We start from the raw sequence: 18,240 nt of genomic DNA, 5'->3' as shown, positions 1-18,240 counted from the left end.
CCAGGCCCGCCATCACCAGTACGGCCGCACGCTACCGTCAGTTCATCATGGTGTCCGCACCGGCTCATCGATCCGCCGCGACCGCCACCTCCCGCGCCCACCGGTAGTCCGCCTTGCCGCTCGGCGACCGCTGGATGGACTCCGCGATCACCAGCTGGCGCGGGATCTTGTAGCCGGCGAGGTGGGTGCGGCAGTGCGTCTGGATGTCGTCCAGCGACGGTCGTACCGCACCCGCCCGCAGTTGTACGACGGCGGCCACATGGTTGCCCCATTTAGTGTCCGGCACTCCGGCCACCAGCGCGTCGTAGACATCCGGATGCGACTTGAGCGCCTGCTCGACCTCCTCCGGATACACCTTCTCGCCACCGGTGTTGATGCACTGCGAGCCACGGCCGAGGACCGTGACGACGCCCTCCTCGTCCACGGTCGCCATGTCGCCGAGCAGGACCCACCGTTCGTCGTCCTTCTGGAAGAAGGTCTCGGCGGTTTTCCGCGGGTCGTTGTAGTAGCCGAGTGGTACGTGCCCGCACTGGGCGACCCGGCCGATCTCACCGACGGCGACCGGCTCGTGCGTGGCCGGATCGACCACCTGGGTACGGGAGTTGACGCGGATGCGGAAGGACTGCCCGGCCCCGGAGTCGGCCGTCGCCGTGCCGTTGAAGCCGGACTCGGACGAGCCGTAGTTGTTCAGCAGCATCGTGTTGGGAAGCAGTTCCTGGAACTGGCGGCGCACCGTCTCCGACATGATCGCGCCCGACGACGACACGCTGAACACCGACGAGCAGTCCGTGCCCTTCATCGGCCCGTTGAGGGCGTCGATCAGCGGGCGCAGCATCGCGTCGCCCACCAGGGAGATGCTGGTGACCTTCTCCTTCTCGATGGTCCGCAGCACCTCGTCCGGCACGAACTTGCGGTGGATCACGACGCGTTGACCGAAGTTGAAGCCGATGAACGCGGTGAGTGTGGAGGTGCCGTGCATCAGCGGAGGAGTCGGGAAGAACGTGATCCCCGCTCCGCCGGCCGCGACCCGCTCGGCCAACTCCTGCGGTTTCTTGACGGGTTCACCAGTGGGCGCGCCACCGCCGAGCCCCGAGTAGAACAGGTCCTCCTGGCGCCACATCACGCCCTTGGGCATCCCGGTCGTACCGCCGGTGTAGATGATGAACTGGTCGTCGCCCGACCGGGCCGGGAACCCGCGCCCGGCGGAGCCGGTGGCCTCGGCGTCCGCGAAGGCCACGGCGGGCACGTCCGGCGCGCCGGCCTGCGGTGTCCCCACCCGTACCAGGTGGCGCAGTTGCTCCGCCCGGGGCAGTGCGGCAGCCACCCGCTCGGTGAACTCCGTGTCGAAGACCAGCGCCACGAGATCGGCGTCCCGGTAGAGGTACACCAACTCCTCTTCGACGTACCGGTAGTTGACGTTGACCGGCACGATCCGCGCCTTCAGGCAGCCCAGCACCGTCTGCAAGTACTCGACGCCGTTGTAGAGATGAAGACCGAGATGCTCGCCCGGGCGTATCCCTGAGTCGATCAGATGATGCGCGACACGGTTCGCGGCCGCGTCCAACTCCGCGTAGGTCAGGCGGCGTTCCGCGCCCGTCCCCGGGTGGTCGATGTACACGAGCGCCTCGCGGTCCGGGACCACGTCGACGACCGACTCGAACAGGTCGGCAATGTTGTACTCCACCACTCCTCCTGACGTCGGTTCGCCGGTCATCAGAGCAAAGGGCGCGGCAACTGGGAAGGGTCCGCGCAGAAGAAATCTGACTGAGTGTCAGAAACCCCTTGTACTGACAGGGTGCCTCCTGCAACCTGTTCTCGTTCCGGAGGCGGTACGGCGACGGGAGGACGGCAATGAGCGGTACGGAACACCTCACCGTACGGCGTGAGGGCGCCACACTGGTGCTCACGCTCAACAGGCCCGAGGCCAAGAACGCGCTCTCGCTGCCGATGCTGGTCGGTCTGTACGACGGCTGGGTCGAGGCCGACGCGGACGACACGGTCCGCTCGATCGTGCTGACCGGCGCGGGGGGTGCGTTCTGCGCGGGCATGGACCTCAAGGCCCTGGCCGGCAAAGGCATGGAGGGCCAGCAGTACCGCGAGCGGCTTACCGCCGACCCCGACCTGCACTGGAAGGCGATGCTGCGGCACCATCGGCCCCGGAAACCGGTGATCGCCGCCGTCGAGGGGTACTGCGTGGCCGGCGGTACGGAGATCCTCCAGGGCACCGACATCCGGGTCGCAGGGGAGTCGGCGACGTTCGGGTTGTTCGAGGTAAAACGCGGGCTCTTTCCGATCGGTGGGTCAACTGTGCGTCTGCAGCGGCAGATTCCGCGTACGCATGCGCTGGAGATGCTGTTGACCGGGCGGGCGTACAGCGCGCGGGAGGCGGCGGACGTCGGTTTGATCGGACATGTGGTTCCCGATGGCGCGGCCCTTGCCAAGGCGCTGGAGATCGCTGAACTCGTCAATAGCTGTGGGCCGTTGGCAGTCGAGGCGGTCAAGGCGTCGGTGTATGAGAGCGCCGAGATGACCGAGGCGGAGGGGCTCGCCGCTGAGCTCAAGAGGGGCTGGCCGATTTTCGACACTGCCGATGCGAAGGAAGGGGCTCGTGCCTTTGCGGAGAAGCGGCCAGCTGTCTACAAGCGGGCGTAGGTGCTACGAGGGGTCGGTCCGTTTGTGTCCGCGGGTTCGTTGTGGCTGGTCGCACCCACGTGGCGGAGCCGCATATATGACACAGCCCCGCGCCCCTGGGTGGGGACGCCCGGCCCCAACCGTTGAGTTAGGAGAATGCCGTGACCGAAGTACTCAAAGCCCCTCTCGTCCTCGAATTTCCCTTCACCCGCTCCCTCGGGCCCGTCCAGAGCGCCTTTCTCACCGGGCTGCGTGAACGCGTCGTCCTCGGGGTGAAGACCGGTGACAGGCGGACCCTCGTTCCTCCCGTCGAGTACGACCCCGTCACCGCCGAGGAGATCCGTGATCTCGTCGAGGTCGCACCCACCGGCACGGTGACCACCTGGGCCTGGAACCATGAACCCCGTCGCGGTCAGCCCCTCGGTACGCCCTTCGCCTGGGTACTGGTCCGGCTCGACGGTGCTGACACCGCCCTCCTGCACGCCCTCGACGCGCCCGGCCCCGACGCCGTACAGACCGGGATGCGGGTCCGTGTCCGCTGGGCCGAGGAACGCGTCGGCGCGATCACGGACATCGCCTGCTTCGAGCCGTACGAGGGCGACGAGAACCGCCAACCCGCCGACCACACCGGTGAGTTCGAGAACATGGTCACCGGCATCGTGGCCCCCGCGCGCCTCGACTACGTCTACTCGCCCGGCCGCGCCCAGACCGACTACATCCACGCGCTGTCCGAACAGCGCACGGTCGGCGAACGCTGCCCCTCCTGCCGCAAGGTGTACGTCCCGCCGAGGGGTGCGTGCCCCACATGTGGTGTCGCCACAGCAGAACATGTCGAAGTGGGTCCGCGCGGCACAGTCACCACGTTCTGCATCGTCAACATCAAGGCGAAGAACCTCGACATCGAAGTGCCGTACGTCTACGCGCACATCGCCCTCGACGGCGCCGACCTCGCGCTGCACGGACGCATCGGCGGCATCCCCTACGACCAGGTGCGCATGGGGCTGCGCGTCGAGGCCGTGTGGACCGAGGGCGGTCGCTATCCGGACCACTACCGGCCGACCGGCGAGCCCGACGCGGACTACGACGCCTACAAGGAGTTGCTGTGATGCATGGAGCCGCCGCGATGCGTGAGATCGCCGTCGTCGCCTTCGCGCAGACCGACCACCGGCGCACCACCGAGGAGCTCTCCGAGGTGGAGATGCTGATGCCGGTCCTGCACGGCGTACTCGAACAGACCGGTCTGAAGACCGCCGACATCGACTTCACCTGCTCCGGCTCCAGCGACTACCTCGCCGGCCGCGCCTTCTCCTTCACCCTCGCCCTCGACGGCGTCGGCGCCTGGCCGCCGATCTCCGAGTCGCACGTCGAGATGGACGGCGCCTGGGCGCTCTACGAGGCCTGGACCAAACTCCTCACCGGCGACGCCGACACCGCGCTCGTCTACTCGTACGGCAAGTCGTCCCCCGGCTCCGTACGCGACGTCCTGACCCGACAGCTCGACCCGTACTACGTCGCCCCCCTGTGGCCGGACTCCGTCGCCCTCGCCGCCCTCCAGGCGCAAGCCCTCATCGACGCCGGCGACACCGACGAACCCGCACTCGCGGCAGTGGCGGCCCGCAGCCGTACCGACGCGAGCGCCAACTCCCATGCGCAGGTGCGGGGTTCAGTTCCGCAAGGGGACTACGTCGTACGGCCGCTGCGCACGGGTGACTGCCCGCCCATCGGTGACGGCGCCGCCGCCGTCATCCTCGCGGCCGGAGACCGGGCGCGTGAACTGTGCGAACGGCCCGCCTGGATCCGAGGGATCGACCACCGCATCGAGGCACACGGCCTGGGCGTACGCGAGTTGACCGACTCGCCGTCCACCCGGCTCGCCGCCGAGAAGGCCGGTGCCTTCGAACGGCCCGTCGACACGGCCGAGTTGCACGCGCCGTTCACCGCGCAGGAGGTCGTCCTGCGCAAGGCACTGCGCCTCGGCGACGACGTACGCGTCAACCCGTCCGGAGGAGCCCTCGCCGCGAACCCGGTCATGGCCGCCGGGCTGATCCGCATCGGCGAGGCCGCCGCGCGCATCCACCGGGGCGAGTCCGACCGGGCCCTCGCCCACGCCACCTCCGGTCCCTGTCTGCAACAGAACCTGGTCGCCGTACTCGAAGGGGATCCGCGATGAGCAAGGAGCCCGTGGCCGTCGTAGGCATCGGCCAGACCAAGCATGTCGCCGCGCGCCGGGACGTGTCGATCGCCGGGCTCGTCCGCGAGGCGGCCCAACGTGCGCTGGACGACGCCGAGTTGACGTGGGCCGACATCGACGCCGTCGTCATCGGGAAAGCGCCCGACTTCTTCGAGGGCGTCATGATGCCCGAGCTGTACCTCGCCGACGCGCTGGGCGCCGTGGGGAAGCCCATGCTGCGGGTGCACACCGCCGGTTCGGTGGGCGGGTCCACGGCCCTGGTCGCCGCGAACCTCGTCGCCGCCCGCGTGCACGGCACTGTCCTCACGCTGGCCTTCGAGAAGCAGTCCGAGTCGAACGCCATGTGGGGGCTGTCCCTGCCGATCCCCTTCCAGCAGCCCCTCCTCGCGGGTGCGGGCGGGTTCTTCGCCCCCCATGTGCGGGCCTACATGCGGCGCACCGGCGCGCCCGACACGGTCGGTTCCCTCGTGGCGTACAAGGACCGGCGCAACGCGCTGAAGAACCCGTACGCGCATCTCCACGAGCACGACATCACGCTGGAGAAGGTCCAGGCCTCGCCGATGCTGTGGGACCCGATCCGCTACTCCGAGACCTGCCCGTCCTCGGACGGTGCCTGCGCGATGGTCCTCACCGACCGGGCGGGCGCGGCCAGGGCACCACGTCCGGCGGCCTGGATGCATGGGGGCGCCATGCGGAGCGAACCCACACTGTTCGCCGGAAAGGACTGTGTGTCGCCGCAGGCCGGCAAGGACTGCGCGGCCGATGTGTACCGGCAGGCGGGGATCGCCGATCCGCGCCGGGACATCGACGCCGTGGAGATGTATGTGCCGTTCTCGTGGTACGAGCCCATGTGGCTGGAGAACCTTGGGTTCGCCGAGGAGGGAGAGGGCTGGAAACTCACCGAATCGGGGGTGACCGAGCTGGACGGCGACCTTCCCGTGAACATGTCAGGGGGTGTGCTGTCGACCAATCCGATCGGCGCCTCGGGCATGATCCGCTTCGCGGAGGCCGCCCTCCAGGTGCGCGGCCAGGCCGGAGAACACCAGGTGGAAGGCGCTCGACGGGTTCTCGGGCACGCCTACGGCGGCGGATCCCAGTTCTTCTCGATGTGGCTCGTGGGCAGCGAACCACCCGCCTCCTGAAAGGTCCCCCTCACGTGGCCTGTTGGCATCAGAAGCCGATCGCTAGGCTGGCCGCGGACGACGAATCGGGAGGAGCACGGACGTGGCCGAGAGCACCATCCAGCAACACCCGCTTGCGGGCTGGGACAAGCCGGAGCTGGACCTCAGTGACGCCGATTGGCACTCGAGCAGCCGTGGCCTGGGGGATGTCCAGATCGCCTTTGTCGAGGGATTCATCGCGATGCGCAACAGCGGCCGCCCACAGAGCCCTTCCTTGATCTTCACGCCCGCGGAATGGGGCGCGTTCGTGTCGGGGGCGCGGGAGGGGGAGTTCGATCTGACGTGAGGGGTGTTCCCCCTCTTTTTCCGTCTCTTCGGGGTGTTCCGCCGGTTTTTCCGGACACGCGACCTTGAGAACCCTTCTGGAGCCGACGCCTGAGCCAGGCTGGCCCCAGAGGGGAAAGGTCTTGCTGTTCCGGAGGTGAGGAACCCATGAGCACCCTGCCGGTCATCGCGGCGGTCGACGGTTCGGACGACAGCCTGCGCGCCCTGGACTGGGCCCTCGACGCGGCCCGTGGACGCGGGGCGCCACTGCGGGTCGTCCATGTGTGGCAGTACGCCGCCGCGTGGACACCGCCCGGTGTCCAGGTCGCCGGGCCGCCGGACCAAGAGCAGGACGCGGTGCTCGACCAGGTCCGCACGTATCTCGAAGGACGTGCCGACCGGCCGGTCATGGAGTACCTCGGACTGCGGGGCGCGCCGGCCGCCGTGCTGCCCGAACTCGGTTCCACAGCACAGCTGTTGGTGCTCGGTTCCCGCGGCCGGGGCGGCTTCGCCAGCCTGCTGCTCGGCTCCAACGGCATGGCCGCCGCCCGCGACGCCCGCTGCCCCGTCGTCGTGGTGCCCCGGCCCGGACGAGAGGTGCACGGCGACGTTCCGGCCGGACCCGGCCCCCGGGTGGTCGTCGGCCTGCACGTGGACAGTCCCGACGAGACCACCCTGGCCTTCGCCTTCGCCGAGGCCGCCCTTCGCCAGGCCCGCCTCCAGGTCGTCGCCGCCTACCCGTGGCCAGCGCAGACCTGGGCGTCCCCCGGCGAACTGGCCCCACCGGTCGTCGACCAGGACGCCATCGAGAACGAGACCCGCATCCTCACCGACTCCCTCCTCGCCCCGCACAGCAAGAACCACCCCGACGTCCGCACCGAGCCGTACGTCGCGCCGGGCGACGCGGCCGGCCACCTCGTCGCCGCCTCCAAGGACGCCGACCTGGTCGTCGTGGGCCGCCATCGCCGCCGTCTGCTGTCCCCGGCGCGGTTGCTCGGCTCGGTGACTCAGGCGGTCCTGCTGCACGCGGCGAGCCCGATCGCGGTGGTGCCGCCGAGGGCGTGGGAGGAGTGAGAAAGTCGGCCTCACCCCGGCGGCTTCGACCACGTCCGGTGAGCAAACAGCCGTAGTGCCACCGTCGTTCGCCCTCAGGTGTACGACCGGTCACGCGAAGTACCGCCCACTGCCGACCAGTTGCCTCTCAGGAGGAACCCGTATCGCCCGCGATCACCGGCGGCAGCGGAAAACCGGCCAGTACGCCTTCGCCGACTCTCGGGTCGCGGGACCCTCGGGAAGCGTACGCTGAGGTCCCTGTAGCTCACGGTACGCGTTCGCTCCCCGCGCGGGCGCACCACCGTGGCAGGGGGTATGGGATGGGACAGCGGAGCGTACGCGGCAGAAGCACACTCTTCGAACGGGAGAGTGAACTCGCCGCAGTGGACGAGGCGTTGGGCGAGCTCACGGGCTTGCGCACGGACGGAGCCGAGCCGGGGGACCGCCCGCGCGGTGCCCTGCTCGCCTTCGCGGGACGGGCCGGCATCGGCAAGACCACCCTCCTCAGCGAGGTGCGCCGCCGCGCCGCCGCACAGGGCTGCACCGTGCTGTCCGCGCGGGGCGGCGACCAGGAACAGCGCGTCGCCTTCCATGTCGCGCGCCAACTGCTGCAACCCCAGTTCGCCGGATCGGCCGACGCGGATCTCCGTGCCGCACTGGGGAGTTGGTACGACATCGTCGGCCCCGCCCTCGGCCTGCGCGCCCCCACCGAAGGCTCCCCGCCCGACCAACAGGGCCTGCGCGACGGCCTCGACTGGGTGCTCACCCACCTCGCGGTGAAGCGTGCCCCGATGGTCCTCGTCCTCGACGACGCGCACTGGGCCGACCCCGAATCCCTGGGCTGGCTGGCCGCGTTCGCGCCCCGCGCCGAGCAACTCCCGCTGCTGGTCGTCGTCGCCTACCGGCCCGACGAACTCCCCGACCACGCCGAGTCGTTCAGGGGACTGCCCGGCCGGGCCGGCGGACGCCCCCTCGACCTCGAACCGCTCAGCGCCGTCGCCGTCGCCGACCTGGTGCGGGAGACGCTCGGCGCGCACGCCGACGACGCGTTCTGCCGCGAGTGCTGGGCCGTCACGGCCGGGAACCCGTTCGAGACCGTCGAACTCACCGCCAAGGTCCACGACCGCGGCCTGAACCCCACCGAAGCCGGGGCGTACCTGCTGCGCGACCTCGCCGCCGCCGTCAAGGGCAGCGGTCTCCTCACCCGCCTCGAACGCCTCGGCACCTCCACCGTCCGCTTCGCCTGGGCCTGCGCGGTCCTCGGCACCGAGACCCATCCGATGCTCGCCGCCGCCGTCGCCGGACTCGGCCACGAGGAGGCCGCCGACGCCGCCGACGCGCTGCGCGACGCCCGTATCCTCGCCGGCACGCCGACCGCCGCGGGCACGCTCGAATTCGTCCACCCGCTCATCGCCACCGCCGTCTACCGGGCCATCCCCGCAGGCGTCCGCGTGGCTCTGCACGGCCAGGCCGCCTGGTGCGTCATCAACGAGGGCCAGGGCCCCTCCGCCGCCGCCCGCCACCTCATGGAGACCCACCCCGACGGCGACAACTGGGTCGTCCAGCAACTCCGCGCGGCGGCCGGCGAAACCCTGCGCGCGGGCGCCCCCGACACGGCCCGCAGCTATCTCGCCCGCGCCCTGCGCGAACCCCCGCCCTTCGACGACCGGGCCGCCGTCCTGTACGAACTGGGCAGCGCCTCCCTGCTCACCGAACCGGCGACCACCGTCAACCATCTGCGCGCCGCCCTCGAAGAGCCGATCAGCGACGCCGCCCTGCGGCAGAACATCGTCTACCGCCTCTCCCAGGTCCTCGCCCACAGCGACCGCCTCGCCGAGGCCTCCGACACCCTCGCCCGAGAGATCCGCGTCACCGACGACGCCCGGGTCAAACTCCGCATGCTCTCCGAGCAGTTCATGTGGGACGCCTTCCGCGCCGACGAACCCGACCACCCCTCGCGCTCCCGCCGCCTCACCAAACTCGCCGACCGCCTCAAGGGCCGCGACCTCACCGAGCGCTACATCATCGGCCTGCGCACCTGGGACGCCGTACTCCGTGGTGAACCCGCACATGTGGCCCTGCACCATGCCGAACGCGCTCTGGACGGTGGCCTCGGCTGGGCGGAGGCCGACCGGGGCTTCGAGGTACCGGTACTCGTCGCCCTCGCCTTCATGTACTGCGACCGGCCGGGCCGCGCGGAGGAACTCTTCGCCACCGGCATCGCCGACTTCGAACAGCAGGGCTGGCGCGGCGCGCACCTGTCCTTCGGCTACACCCTCCTCGGCTACCTCCGCTACCGGCGCGGCCGGCTGGCCGAGGCCGAGGACTTCGCCCGCGCGGGCCTGCGCCTCGCCGAACGGGTCGGGCCCGGCACCCCCGTCTACTGGTACGGCACCGGCATCCTCATCGAGGTCCTGCTGGCTCGCGGCCGGGTGGCCGAGGCAGCGCAACTCGCCGAGGACCACGCCTTCGCGGAGCCCTTCCCCGCCGCCGTCGTCTTCCCGGACGCCCAGACCGTCTACGGCGAACTCCTGCTCGCGCGCGGCCTCACCAAGGACGCGACCGAGGAACTGGCCTCCGCCGGCCGCCGCCTGGACCCGCGCGGCATCCGCAACCCCGCCTGGTGCCCCTGGCAGCTCCACCTCGCCCGCGCCGAGAGCCACGACACCCCCGAGCGCGCCGTCGCCACCGCCCACGAAGCGGTCGCCCGCGCCCGCCAGTTCGGCACCCCGTCCGCCATCGGCCAGGCCCTGCGCGTCGCCGCCGAGGTCTCCTCCGGCTCGGCCCGCGCAAAACTCCTGGAGGAGTCGGTCGCCCACCTCGAACGCTCCCCGGCCGCCTACGAGTTGGCGTGTGCGCTGGTCGCCCTCGGCACCGAACTCCGCCGCACCGGCCGCCCCAAGGAAGCCGCCGAACACCTCTACCGCGGCCTCGACGCGGCCGTCCAGTGCGGCGCCGACGGCCTCGCCGACACGGCCCGCACCGAACTCGCCGCCGCAGGCCTACGCCCCCGCCGCCTCCACAGCACCGAAACAGACACGCTCACGACCCGGGAACGCACCGCGGCGACCCTGGCCGCGGATGGCCACACGGACGCCGAGATCGCCGTAGAACTCCACACGGACGAACCGGCGGTGGTGCGCTTGCTTTCGGCAGTGTGCAGGAAGGTGGGTACGGAACGCTCAGGATTGGAAACGGTACTGATTCAGCCGACGTAGGACGCACCCACCCAAGGGGCGCGGGGAACTGCGCGCCCAGCCCCCACGAACCCGCACCCGACCACGCACCCGAACCTGGCCACGGCCCCACCGCCGGACGGCACCCCGTACCATTGCTGCATGTCGTTCCTCCGCCGCCGCAGCGCCACCCCCGCCGGCCCCGAATTCGATGTGCTGGCCATGGATCCGGGTGACTGGCCCGGCAACCTCGGCGCCGGCCTGCTGCCCGCCCCCGACGGCAGCTGCCAGGGTGTCTTCCTGCGCTACGACCTCTTCGGCGGTCGCGGCCCCGCGATGGTCATCGGCAATCTGCCCGAGGGCTCCCCGGCCCGCGACGTCGCCGAGGACGAGGTCCCCTTCGAGGTCGCGCAGCTGCTGCTCGCGCTGGAGAACGACGAGGAGGTGACCGTCGTGGGCGTCGAGGACATGCCGGTGATGCAGGGCGACAACCTGCTGATCGTGCGCCGCCTCAAGCTCTCCGAGAGCCGGATCTCCTGCGTCCAGTTCGACCGCAGCGACAACGTCCTGGTCACCATCGCCGCCTGGGACCGCCCCATCACGGACGACCTCTACGCCCTGCTGAAACCGCTCCCGGCGGAACTGTTCCAGCAGGGCTGAGGCGGCTGCCTACCGGCCGGACCGTTTCAGCTGGACGTCCGCGGCCCGCACGAACTCCACCCGGTGCCCGTACTGGATCTCGTAGTAGAGATCCTTTCCTACGACGACCTTGTGCGAGTCGGTGGTGAAGGTGACCGCGTAGTAGTACTCGCCGGGCACCTTGTCACCGACCACGTACTTCTGGCCCTTGAGCAGCGTGTACGGCAGCGGGGACACCGCCTGGACGGGCACTCCCGTCGGATAGGCGGAGGCCTCCGGATAGGCGCGGCCGTACACCGGGACGCTGTCCAGACCCTCCTTCGGCGTGATCACCCACCCGGCCGCCCCGACCGCCGTCGGGTGCTTCTTCGGGTTCTTGAACCAGGCCTCCTGGCCCAGGTACCAGATCGCGGTCCAGTCGCCGGAGCGGTCGGCCACCGCGTACTGCTGGCCGGTGGAGACCCGTGAGGAGAGGTCGTTGACCCCGGTGGTCGGGGTCGTCCCGAGGCCGATGTCCTTGATCAGGGGGTAGGTCTCGCCGGGCCCGGAGTACAGCCGGACCTCGCTCGACCCGTGCACCGCGCAGGGCACGCCCTTGGTGACGCAGCCCGTGTACACCGGCTGGTTGGCGGCGTAGTCGGGGCGGATCGTCACCAGGCCGCCGCTCTTCTTGGCGGTCTGCTGGAAGGGGTGGCCCAGCAGGGTGAAGTAGTGCGCCCAGTCCCAGTACGGGCCCGGGTCGGTGTGCATCCCGGGGACCGTGGACGTGGTCGGGCCCGGCACGGTGTCGTGGCCGAGGATGTGCTGCCGGTCCAGCGGGATGCCGTACTTCTTCGTCAGGTACTTCACCAGGCGCGCCGACGAGCGGTACATCGCCTCCGTGTACCAGGCGTCCGGCGCGGCGAGGAAGCCCTCGTGCTCGATGCCGATCGACTTGGCGTTGATGTACCAGTTGCCCGCGTGCCAGGCCACGTCCTTGGCCTTCACATGCTGGGCGATGAGACCGTCGGTGGAGCGGATCGTGTAGTTCCAGGACACATAGGTGGGGTCCTGGACCAGGTTCAGGACACCCTCCCACTGGCCTTCCGTGTCATGGACGACGATGTACTTGATGCTCTGCGACGTGGGCCGGTCGCCGAGGTCGTGGTTGCCGTAGTCGTTGTTCCCGAACTCCGAGTACGGGGCCGGGATCCACTCGCAGGACACCTTCTTCGGGCACTCGGTGCCGTCGGCGGAGACCGTGCGCAGTCCGGTCCGCTCCAGCTGCGCGGTGTCGGGGGCGAGGTCCGGCTGGGCGGCCAGGGCGACCTGCTGCCCGGCGTCCGTGGTGCGCTCCTCGCCGGTGCGGATCACGTCGTAGACATCGTTGGCATACGCGGCGGCGGTGGCCGTGTCGTCGGCGCCGGAGAAGCGGGCGATCGCGCCGTACCAGTCGGCGGGGTCGGCGCTCAGTGGCTCGCCCAGGTCCTTCTGCGCGGCGGCGAGCAGCGCGGCGCCGCCGTCCACATTGGCGGCGCCGTCGGTACGGAGGTCGGCCGCCGGAAGGCCGGTCAGCTCGACCGCCTTCGTCAACGTCCTGAGCCGGGCCGGGAGTTGGGACTCCGCCGGGAGCTGCGCGCTGGGATGCAGGGCCGTGCGGGCGCTGTCGCCGCGGGGGTCCTCGGTGCCCTCGCTCAGGTGCTCCGTCGCGGCGAGGGCGGTACGGGCGTCCGTGAGGTGCATCGGGCCGTAGCCGCCGGTCACGCTCGGCGCTCCGCCGTGCTGGTCCCAGCGGGACTGGAGGTAGGAGACGGCCAGCAGCACGGTCTGCGGCACGTGGTACTCGGCGGACGCCGACGCGAACGCCCGCTGGAGGGTGGAGGCGGAGGAGTCGGTGGCGTTCCCCGAGGGGGCCGCGCCGAGGAGAGGCAGCAGCAGGGCGGCGGTGGCGAGCGCGCCCGCGGATCTTCGCGCGCGTCTGTGTCCGGGAGAGCGGTTGGGGTCGGTCGAGGATCCTCGCAATGCAGCCTCCTGGGACGGTGGGGCGTGATGAACCGTGCGGGGCCGGGCGTGCGTCAGTGGTACCGGCTGGCCGACGATCCGTCAATCATGCCCAGAGAAAGGCGATTTCCCATGTCAACAGGGGATACGAGGAGTTTCGTGGCGGCGGCTTTCGGGCCTGCGGGGCGTCAGTGGAGTACACCAATGGACGAGCCATATAGGGGGGCGCCATATATGGCCGAGACACATGAAGGTCCGCGGTGCGCCGCTGCAGGGCGCACCGCGGACCGTCATCCCCGTCAGCGAGTGCCGACCGCCGCACGCACGGCCCGGCGGGCCATCTGGCAGTCGTCGTGCAGCCGCCTCAGCAGCAGCCGTTGTTCCTCGCCGGACGGCGCAGCACCCGGGTGGGCAGCCCCCGGAGCCGCCGGGGTCGTGTCGTGCATCGAACGCTGCACGGCCATCTCGTAGGTACGGATCTCCCGGGTCAGCACCAGCATCAGGTTCACCAGGAACGCGTCACGCGACGCCGGTCCCGCCGACTGCGCGATCTGGCTGATCTGCCGCCGGGCCACCGGCGCGTCCCCGAGGACCGCCCACAGCGTCGCCAGGTCGTAGCCCGGCAGGTACCAGCCCGCGTGCTCCCAGTCCACCAGCACTGGACCGGCCGGTGAGAGGAGGATGTTGGACAGCAGGGCGTCGCCGTGGCAGAACTGGCCCATGCCCTGACGGCCCGCCGAGTGCGCGATGCCGTGCAGCAGCTTCTGCAGGTCTCCCATGTCCCGGTCGGTGAGCAGCCCCAGCTCGTGATAGCGGGAGATACGGGCCGCGTAGTCCAGCGGGGCGTCGAAGGTGCCCGCCGGTGGCCGCCACGCGTTCAGCCGGCAGATCGCGCCGAGTGCCGCCCTGATGTCCGCCCGCGGCGGCGCCTCCGCCGGGTGCCGGTGCAGCGCCGCCACCCGGCCCGGCATCCGCTCGATGACCAGCGTGCAGTTGTCCGGGTCCGCCGCGATCAGCCGCGGCACCCGCACCGGCGGGCGGTGCCGGACGAACGAGCGGTACGCCGCTATCTCGTGCCGGATCCGCTCGGCCCACGCGGGGGAGTGGTCCAGTAAACACTTCGCTACGGCCGTGCTGCGTCCGGTCGTTCCGACCAGGAGCACGGAGCGCCCGTTGCGGCGTAGCACCTGCACCGGAGCGAACTCCGGGCAGATCCGGTGCACCGACGCGATCGCCGTACGCAGCTGGGCGCCCTGAGGGCCGGACAAGTCGAGTCTCCCGCTGACGGGTTGGGTGCCGATCCCCGGAACGCGCCGCGGCCTGCCCGCACCGAGCACGGGGCCGGCCGCCGGGCGCGCCGGGTCGAGATAGGGGCCGCCGGCGCCCGGGCGGGGGTGCAGCGACCGGGGCGGGGCGGACACGGAGGACGATGCTGTGTACATGGGAGATACAGATCCCTTCGTGTGCCTGCAGTGCCTGTCCAAGCAAGCGCGCTACCCGGCCCGGTCCCACCGGTGCACCCTGGGGAGTGTCCCTGGGCGACCGGGTCGGGGTGGCGCGTTCCTACCCGACACCAGATGCGCAGTGGCACACCATCTGGCGCACCCTGGCGAACCATGGCGAATAGTCGCCCGGCACAGCGCACCGGGCTATGTTCAAGTCAGCCGAGAACCTGGGGGCTTGACGTGAACGGACAACCCAACTCCCGTCTCTCGGACCTGTTCGGCCTGGCCGGCTGGTCCAAGGGCGAACTCGCGCGGAGGGTCAACCGGCAGGCGGCGGCCATGGGCCACCCCCAGCTGTCGACCGACACCTCGCGGGTACGGCGTTGGATCGACACGGGAGAGATCCCGCGCGATCCGGTGCCACGGGTGCTGGCGGCTCTGTTCACCGAGCGTCTCGGCCGTGTCGTGACCATCGAGGACCTCGGTCTGGTCCGGCACGGGCGTACGGGGAAACGGCCCGACGACGGGAGTGTGGAACATCCCGACGGTGTGCCGTGGGCGCCCGAACGGACTGCTGCGGTCCTCACCGAATTCACGGGAATGGACCTCATGCTCAACCGACGCGGCTTGGTGGGCGCGGGCGCCGCGCTCGCCGCAGGCTCCGCACTCAGCAGCGCCATGTACGACTGGCTGCACTCCGATCCGACTCTTTCCGCCGACGCTCCCCGGTTCGACGATCCCCTGCACGCCGACCCCGCTGGGTTCGACCGCTACGAGGCCGCCCCCATCGGGTCGCAGGAGATCGAGGAACTGGAGGCGTCCGTCGAGGTGTTCCGAGCCTGGGACGCGGCCCGCGGCGGCGGGCTGCAACGCAAGGCCGTGGTGGGACAGCTCAACGAGGTGGGCGGCATGCTCGCCTACCGGCACCCCGACCATCTCCAGCGGCGCCTGTGGGGCGTCGCCGCCAACCTCGCCGTACTCGCGGGCTGGATGTCGCACGACGTCGGCCTGGAGCCCACGGCCCAGAAGTACTTCGTCATCGCCGCCCACGCGGCCCGTGAGGGCGGCGACCGGCCCCGCGCCGGGGAGGCGCTCTCCCGGGCGGCTCGCCAGATGGTGCACCTGGGCCGGCCCGACGACGCACTCGATCTCATGAAGCTCGCCAAGACCGGCTCCGGCGACGAGGTGCTGCCGCGCACCCGGGCGATGCTCTACACCATCGAGGCCTGGGCACAGGCGTCGATGGGCAAGGGCCAGGCGATGCGCCGCACCCTCGGCCAGGCGGAGGACCTCTTCGTCTCCGACCGCGGCGACGTACCGTCCCCGAGCTGGATGCAGACGTTCAAGGAGGAGGACCTCTACGGCATGCAGGCCCTGGCCTACCGCACGCTGGCCGAGCACGAGCCGGGAGCGGCCGTGCACGCCCAGCACTTCGCGGAGAAGGCCCTGGCACTGCGGGTCGACGGACGGCAGCGCTCGAAGATCTTCGACTTCCTGTCGATGGCCTCGGCCTGCTTCATCGCCGACGACCCCGAACAGGCGGACAGGTACGCGCGGTTGGCCCTGGTGTCGATGGGATCGAACTCCTCCCACCGCACCTGGGACCGGCTGCGCGAGATGTACCGGCTCACCGCCCAGTACTCCAGCTATCCGAGGATCCACGAACTGCGGGAGGAGATCAAACTCGCGCTGCCGAGGACACAGCCGAGGAGCCCGAGGGCCAGCGGCGGCAACACCGCACAGGCGTAAGGGGGTTGCGCCGCCGCTTCCTCGCCGGATGGTCCTGGCGACTCGTCAGGTGGTCCTGGCGATGAGCACGCACGCGTCGTCCGCGCGCTCGGTGTCGCCGAACTCCTCCACGACCATCCGTACGCAGTCCTGTGCGGTGCGTGCCTCGCCGAACCGCGGGGCCAGGTCCAGGAGTTGGTGCACGGCGGCCTCTCCGCTGCGCCCGGGGACCAGTCCGTCCGTGTGCAGCAGGAGTACGTCGCCCGCCTCGAGGGTCTCCTCGGCCTGTCCGTAGGCCGCTCCCGAGGTGGCGCCGAGTAGGACGCCGTCCGGTGCGCTCAGCACGCGCCCCGTCCCGTCGCGGAACAGCAGCGGGGCGGGGTGTCCTGCCTGCGCCCACGCCAGGGTGCGGGTCTCGGGCCGGTAGCGGCAGCACACCGCGCTGCCCAGGGCCGGTTGCACGGTGGCGTCGAGTAACTGGTTGAGCCAGGACATCAGTTGGCCGGGCTCGGTGCCCGCCATCGCCATGCCGCGCAGCGCGCCGAGCAGCATCGCCATGCCCGAGGTGACGGCGACCCCGTGTCCGGTGAGGTCGCCGACGCTCAACAGGGTGGCGCCGTCGGACAGTTGGAGCGCGTCGTACCAGTCGCCGCCGATCAGCGCGCTCGTCGACGAGGGCAGATAGCGGGCGGCCAGGTCCAGTGTCTCCGGCCCCTGGTGCGGGAGCCGCAGGGAGCCGCGCCACGGCGGCAGCACGGCCTCCTGCAGCTCGACCGCGAGCCGGCGCTCGGTCTGCGCGTGGTGCCGGTGACGCTGCAGCGAGTCACGGGTCTCGCTCACCGTCCGCTGGCTGCGGCGCAGTTCGCTGACGTCCCGCAGCACGGCCCACATCGAGGCGGTGCCACCGTCGGCGTCGAGCACGGGCTCGCCCATCATGTGCACGGTCCGTACGGCGCCGTCGGGCCGTACGACGCGGAACTCGCCGTCGATGGGCTTGGCGTCGACCAGGCAGTCCGTGACCATCGCCGTCAGCCCCGGCCGGTCCTCGTCGAGGACCAGGGACGGCAGTTCGTCGAGGGTGAGCGGGGGAGCGGCCGGATCACGGCCGAGGATCTGGTACAGCTCGCCGGACCAACTCGCCTCGTCCGTCAGCAGATTCCACTCGGCGCTGCCGACCCGGCTGAGCAGCGAGTCGGGTCGGGACGCGTCCGGTACGGCAGTCGGTGCGAGCGGCTCCTCGGCGGTCGCCGGCACGGGCGGCGGGCCGTCCCGCAGCTGGGCCAAGTGCTCGTCGAGATCGTTGAGTTGATGCAGCGCCAGATCGCACAGCGCCCGCTGCCACCGCTCCTGCGGGTCCGACCCGTCCTGCTGCGCGTCCCGTCGTACGGCGTCCACGTCGCCCATGAGCCGTCGTGCCTGCGATATCAGCGCGTCGACCGAGCCGCGCGCGGGCGGCTGGGCGGCTGGGCGGTCCGCAGAGAGATGGGACGGCATGACGCACTCCGATGCGGGGACGGTACGACCAAGGCGGATGGAGGGACCGGTTACGACTGTCGCACAGCCTGCGACGCCCTGTAAGGGATTTGGCAACACACGATCCGGTGGTGCTTCTGGCATATGCCAGCGTCTTCACGGGCGACTTGTGCCGTGCTCGTGGCGTAGCTGCCCTGGTGGAGCAAGTCGTATACGCCGTACGCGAGTTGAGGGATTAGTTACCCTCCCGAGTCGATATTCAACTATCTGTTCGACGGGCTGATGTTCCCGCGTGGCGCCGACGCCCGGCGCGAGGCCGAAAAGTGTCGCCCAAGTGGGTGATCCGCAGTACGCAGCGGTCATTTTGAGCCGATGCTTTGTTGCAGCCATGACAATTCTGTGAGGGTGATGCCACTCTGCTGTGCACCACGCTCACCGAGCGTTCACTCCTCCCTCACCCTTCCTCCTCACACCCGCGC

Annotated in this window: 13 protein-coding genes; 9 read left to right on the top strand and 4 right to left on the bottom strand. The window is 70.6% G+C overall.

The window, feature by feature from the left end:
• Positions 1-64 precede the first annotated feature (64 nt).
• Positions 65-1,684: an acyl-CoA synthetase gene (locus tag ACIQBL_RS43195; protein ID WP_401953098.1), complete on the bottom strand. Its 1,620-nt coding sequence runs from the start codon at positions 1,682-1,684 to the stop codon at positions 65-67.
• A gap of 167 nt (positions 1,685-1,851) precedes the next feature.
• Between ACIQBL_RS43195 and ACIQBL_RS43190 the strand changes: the two genes are divergently transcribed.
• From ACIQBL_RS43190 to ACIQBL_RS43155, 8 genes are all read left to right on the top strand, one after another.
• Positions 1,852-2,652 (top strand): crotonase/enoyl-CoA hydratase family protein, encoded by an 801-nt coding sequence (locus tag ACIQBL_RS43190; protein WP_401953095.1) that lies wholly within the window; start codon positions 1,852-1,854, stop codon positions 2,650-2,652.
• Positions 2,653-2,792: 140 nt separating this feature from the next.
• Positions 2,793-3,737 carry a Zn-ribbon domain-containing OB-fold protein gene (locus ACIQBL_RS43185; protein WP_401953093.1) on the top strand — a complete coding sequence of 315 codons (945 nt, stop codon included), beginning with the start codon at positions 2,793-2,795 and terminating at the stop codon, positions 3,735-3,737.
• Positions 3,737-4,801 carry a thiolase domain-containing protein gene (locus tag ACIQBL_RS43180; protein WP_401953090.1) on the top strand — a complete coding sequence of 355 codons (1,065 nt, stop codon included), beginning with the start codon at positions 3,737-3,739 and terminating at the stop codon, positions 4,799-4,801. The genes ACIQBL_RS43185 and ACIQBL_RS43180 overlap by 1 nt, the downstream gene beginning before the upstream one ends.
• Complete coding sequence (locus ACIQBL_RS43175; protein ID WP_019057880.1) at positions 4,798-5,964, top strand: thiolase domain-containing protein; 1,167 nt, start codon at positions 4,798-4,800, stop codon at positions 5,962-5,964. The genes ACIQBL_RS43180 and ACIQBL_RS43175 overlap by 4 nt, the downstream gene beginning before the upstream one ends.
• Before the next feature lie 82 nt (positions 5,965-6,046).
• On the top strand, positions 6,047-6,289 hold the full coding sequence (locus ACIQBL_RS43170; RefSeq protein WP_043666045.1) for a DUF397 domain-containing protein: 243 nt from the start codon (positions 6,047-6,049) through the stop codon (positions 6,287-6,289).
• Between the two features lie 146 nt (positions 6,290-6,435).
• A complete protein-coding gene (locus ACIQBL_RS43165) occupies positions 6,436-7,341 on the top strand; it encodes a universal stress protein (protein ID WP_401953085.1) in 906 nt (301 codons plus the stop codon).
• A gap of 299 nt (positions 7,342-7,640) precedes the next feature.
• The gene (locus ACIQBL_RS43160; protein WP_401953083.1) at positions 7,641-10,538 is read left to right on the top strand and encodes an ATP-binding protein; all 2,898 of its coding nucleotides are present in this window, start codon (positions 7,641-7,643) and stop codon (positions 10,536-10,538) included.
• 120 nt (positions 10,539-10,658) lie between these two features.
• Positions 10,659-11,156, top strand: a complete 498-nt coding sequence (locus tag ACIQBL_RS43155) for a hypothetical protein (protein WP_401953080.1) — start codon at positions 10,659-10,661, stop codon at positions 11,154-11,156.
• Between the two features lie 9 nt (positions 11,157-11,165).
• On the opposite strand, the gene ACIQBL_RS43150 is transcribed toward ACIQBL_RS43155, so the two are convergent.
• On the bottom strand, positions 11,166-13,136 hold the full coding sequence (locus ACIQBL_RS43150) for an N-acetylmuramoyl-L-alanine amidase (protein WP_401953077.1): 1,971 nt from the start codon (positions 13,134-13,136) through the stop codon (positions 11,166-11,168).
• 278 nt (positions 13,137-13,414) lie between these two features.
• Positions 13,415-14,557 carry an aminoglycoside phosphotransferase family protein gene (locus ACIQBL_RS43145; protein ID WP_401953075.1) on the bottom strand — a complete coding sequence of 381 codons (1,143 nt, stop codon included), beginning with the start codon at positions 14,555-14,557 and terminating at the stop codon, positions 13,415-13,417.
• A gap of 243 nt (positions 14,558-14,800) precedes the next feature.
• Here ACIQBL_RS43145 and ACIQBL_RS43140 point away from each other — a divergent pair, with 243 nt between their 5' ends.
• Positions 14,801-16,309, top strand: coding sequence for a hypothetical protein (locus ACIQBL_RS43140; protein WP_401953072.1), 1,509 nt, complete (start codon positions 14,801-14,803; stop codon positions 16,307-16,309).
• Positions 16,310-16,354: 45 nt separating this feature from the next.
• Here the strand turns inward: ACIQBL_RS43140 and ACIQBL_RS43135 are convergent, their stop codons facing one another.
• The gene (locus tag ACIQBL_RS43135) at positions 16,355-17,782 is read right to left on the bottom strand and encodes a PP2C family protein-serine/threonine phosphatase (protein WP_401953069.1); all 1,428 of its coding nucleotides are present in this window, start codon (positions 17,780-17,782) and stop codon (positions 16,355-16,357) included.
• Positions 17,783-18,240: the final 458 nt, after the last annotated feature.

The organism is Streptomyces sp. NPDC088350 (genome assembly GCF_044753545.1).
In the GTDB taxonomy this organism is placed as follows: domain Bacteria; phylum Actinomycetota; class Actinomycetes; order Streptomycetales; family Streptomycetaceae; genus Streptomyces.
Note: the sequence above shows the minus strand (reverse complement) of the source record. Positions and strands in the feature narration are given on the sequence as shown.

What these genes read in the sequence shown, in the direction of transcription:
- ACIQBL_RS43190 (WP_401953095.1), top strand. Translation starts at nt 1,852, where the DNA reads ATGAGCGGTACGGAACACCTCACCGTACGGCGTGAGGGCGCCACACTG.
- ACIQBL_RS43145 (WP_401953075.1), bottom strand. Translation starts at nt 14,557, where the DNA reads ATGTACACAGCATCGTCCTCCGTGTCCGCCCCGCCCCGGTCGCTGCAC.
- ACIQBL_RS43180 (WP_401953090.1), top strand. Translation starts at nt 3,737, where the DNA reads ATGCATGGAGCCGCCGCGATGCGTGAGATCGCCGTCGTCGCCTTCGCG.
- ACIQBL_RS43165 (WP_401953085.1), top strand. Translation starts at nt 6,436, where the DNA reads ATGAGCACCCTGCCGGTCATCGCGGCGGTCGACGGTTCGGACGACAGC.
- ACIQBL_RS43175 (WP_019057880.1), top strand. Translation starts at nt 4,798, where the DNA reads ATGAGCAAGGAGCCCGTGGCCGTCGTAGGCATCGGCCAGACCAAGCAT.
- ACIQBL_RS43155 (WP_401953080.1), top strand. Translation starts at nt 10,659, where the DNA reads ATGTCGTTCCTCCGCCGCCGCAGCGCCACCCCCGCCGGCCCCGAATTC.
- ACIQBL_RS43160 (WP_401953083.1), top strand. Translation starts at nt 7,641, where the DNA reads ATGGGACAGCGGAGCGTACGCGGCAGAAGCACACTCTTCGAACGGGAG.
- ACIQBL_RS43135 (WP_401953069.1), bottom strand. Translation starts at nt 17,782, where the DNA reads ATGCCGTCCCATCTCTCTGCGGACCGCCCAGCCGCCCAGCCGCCCGCG.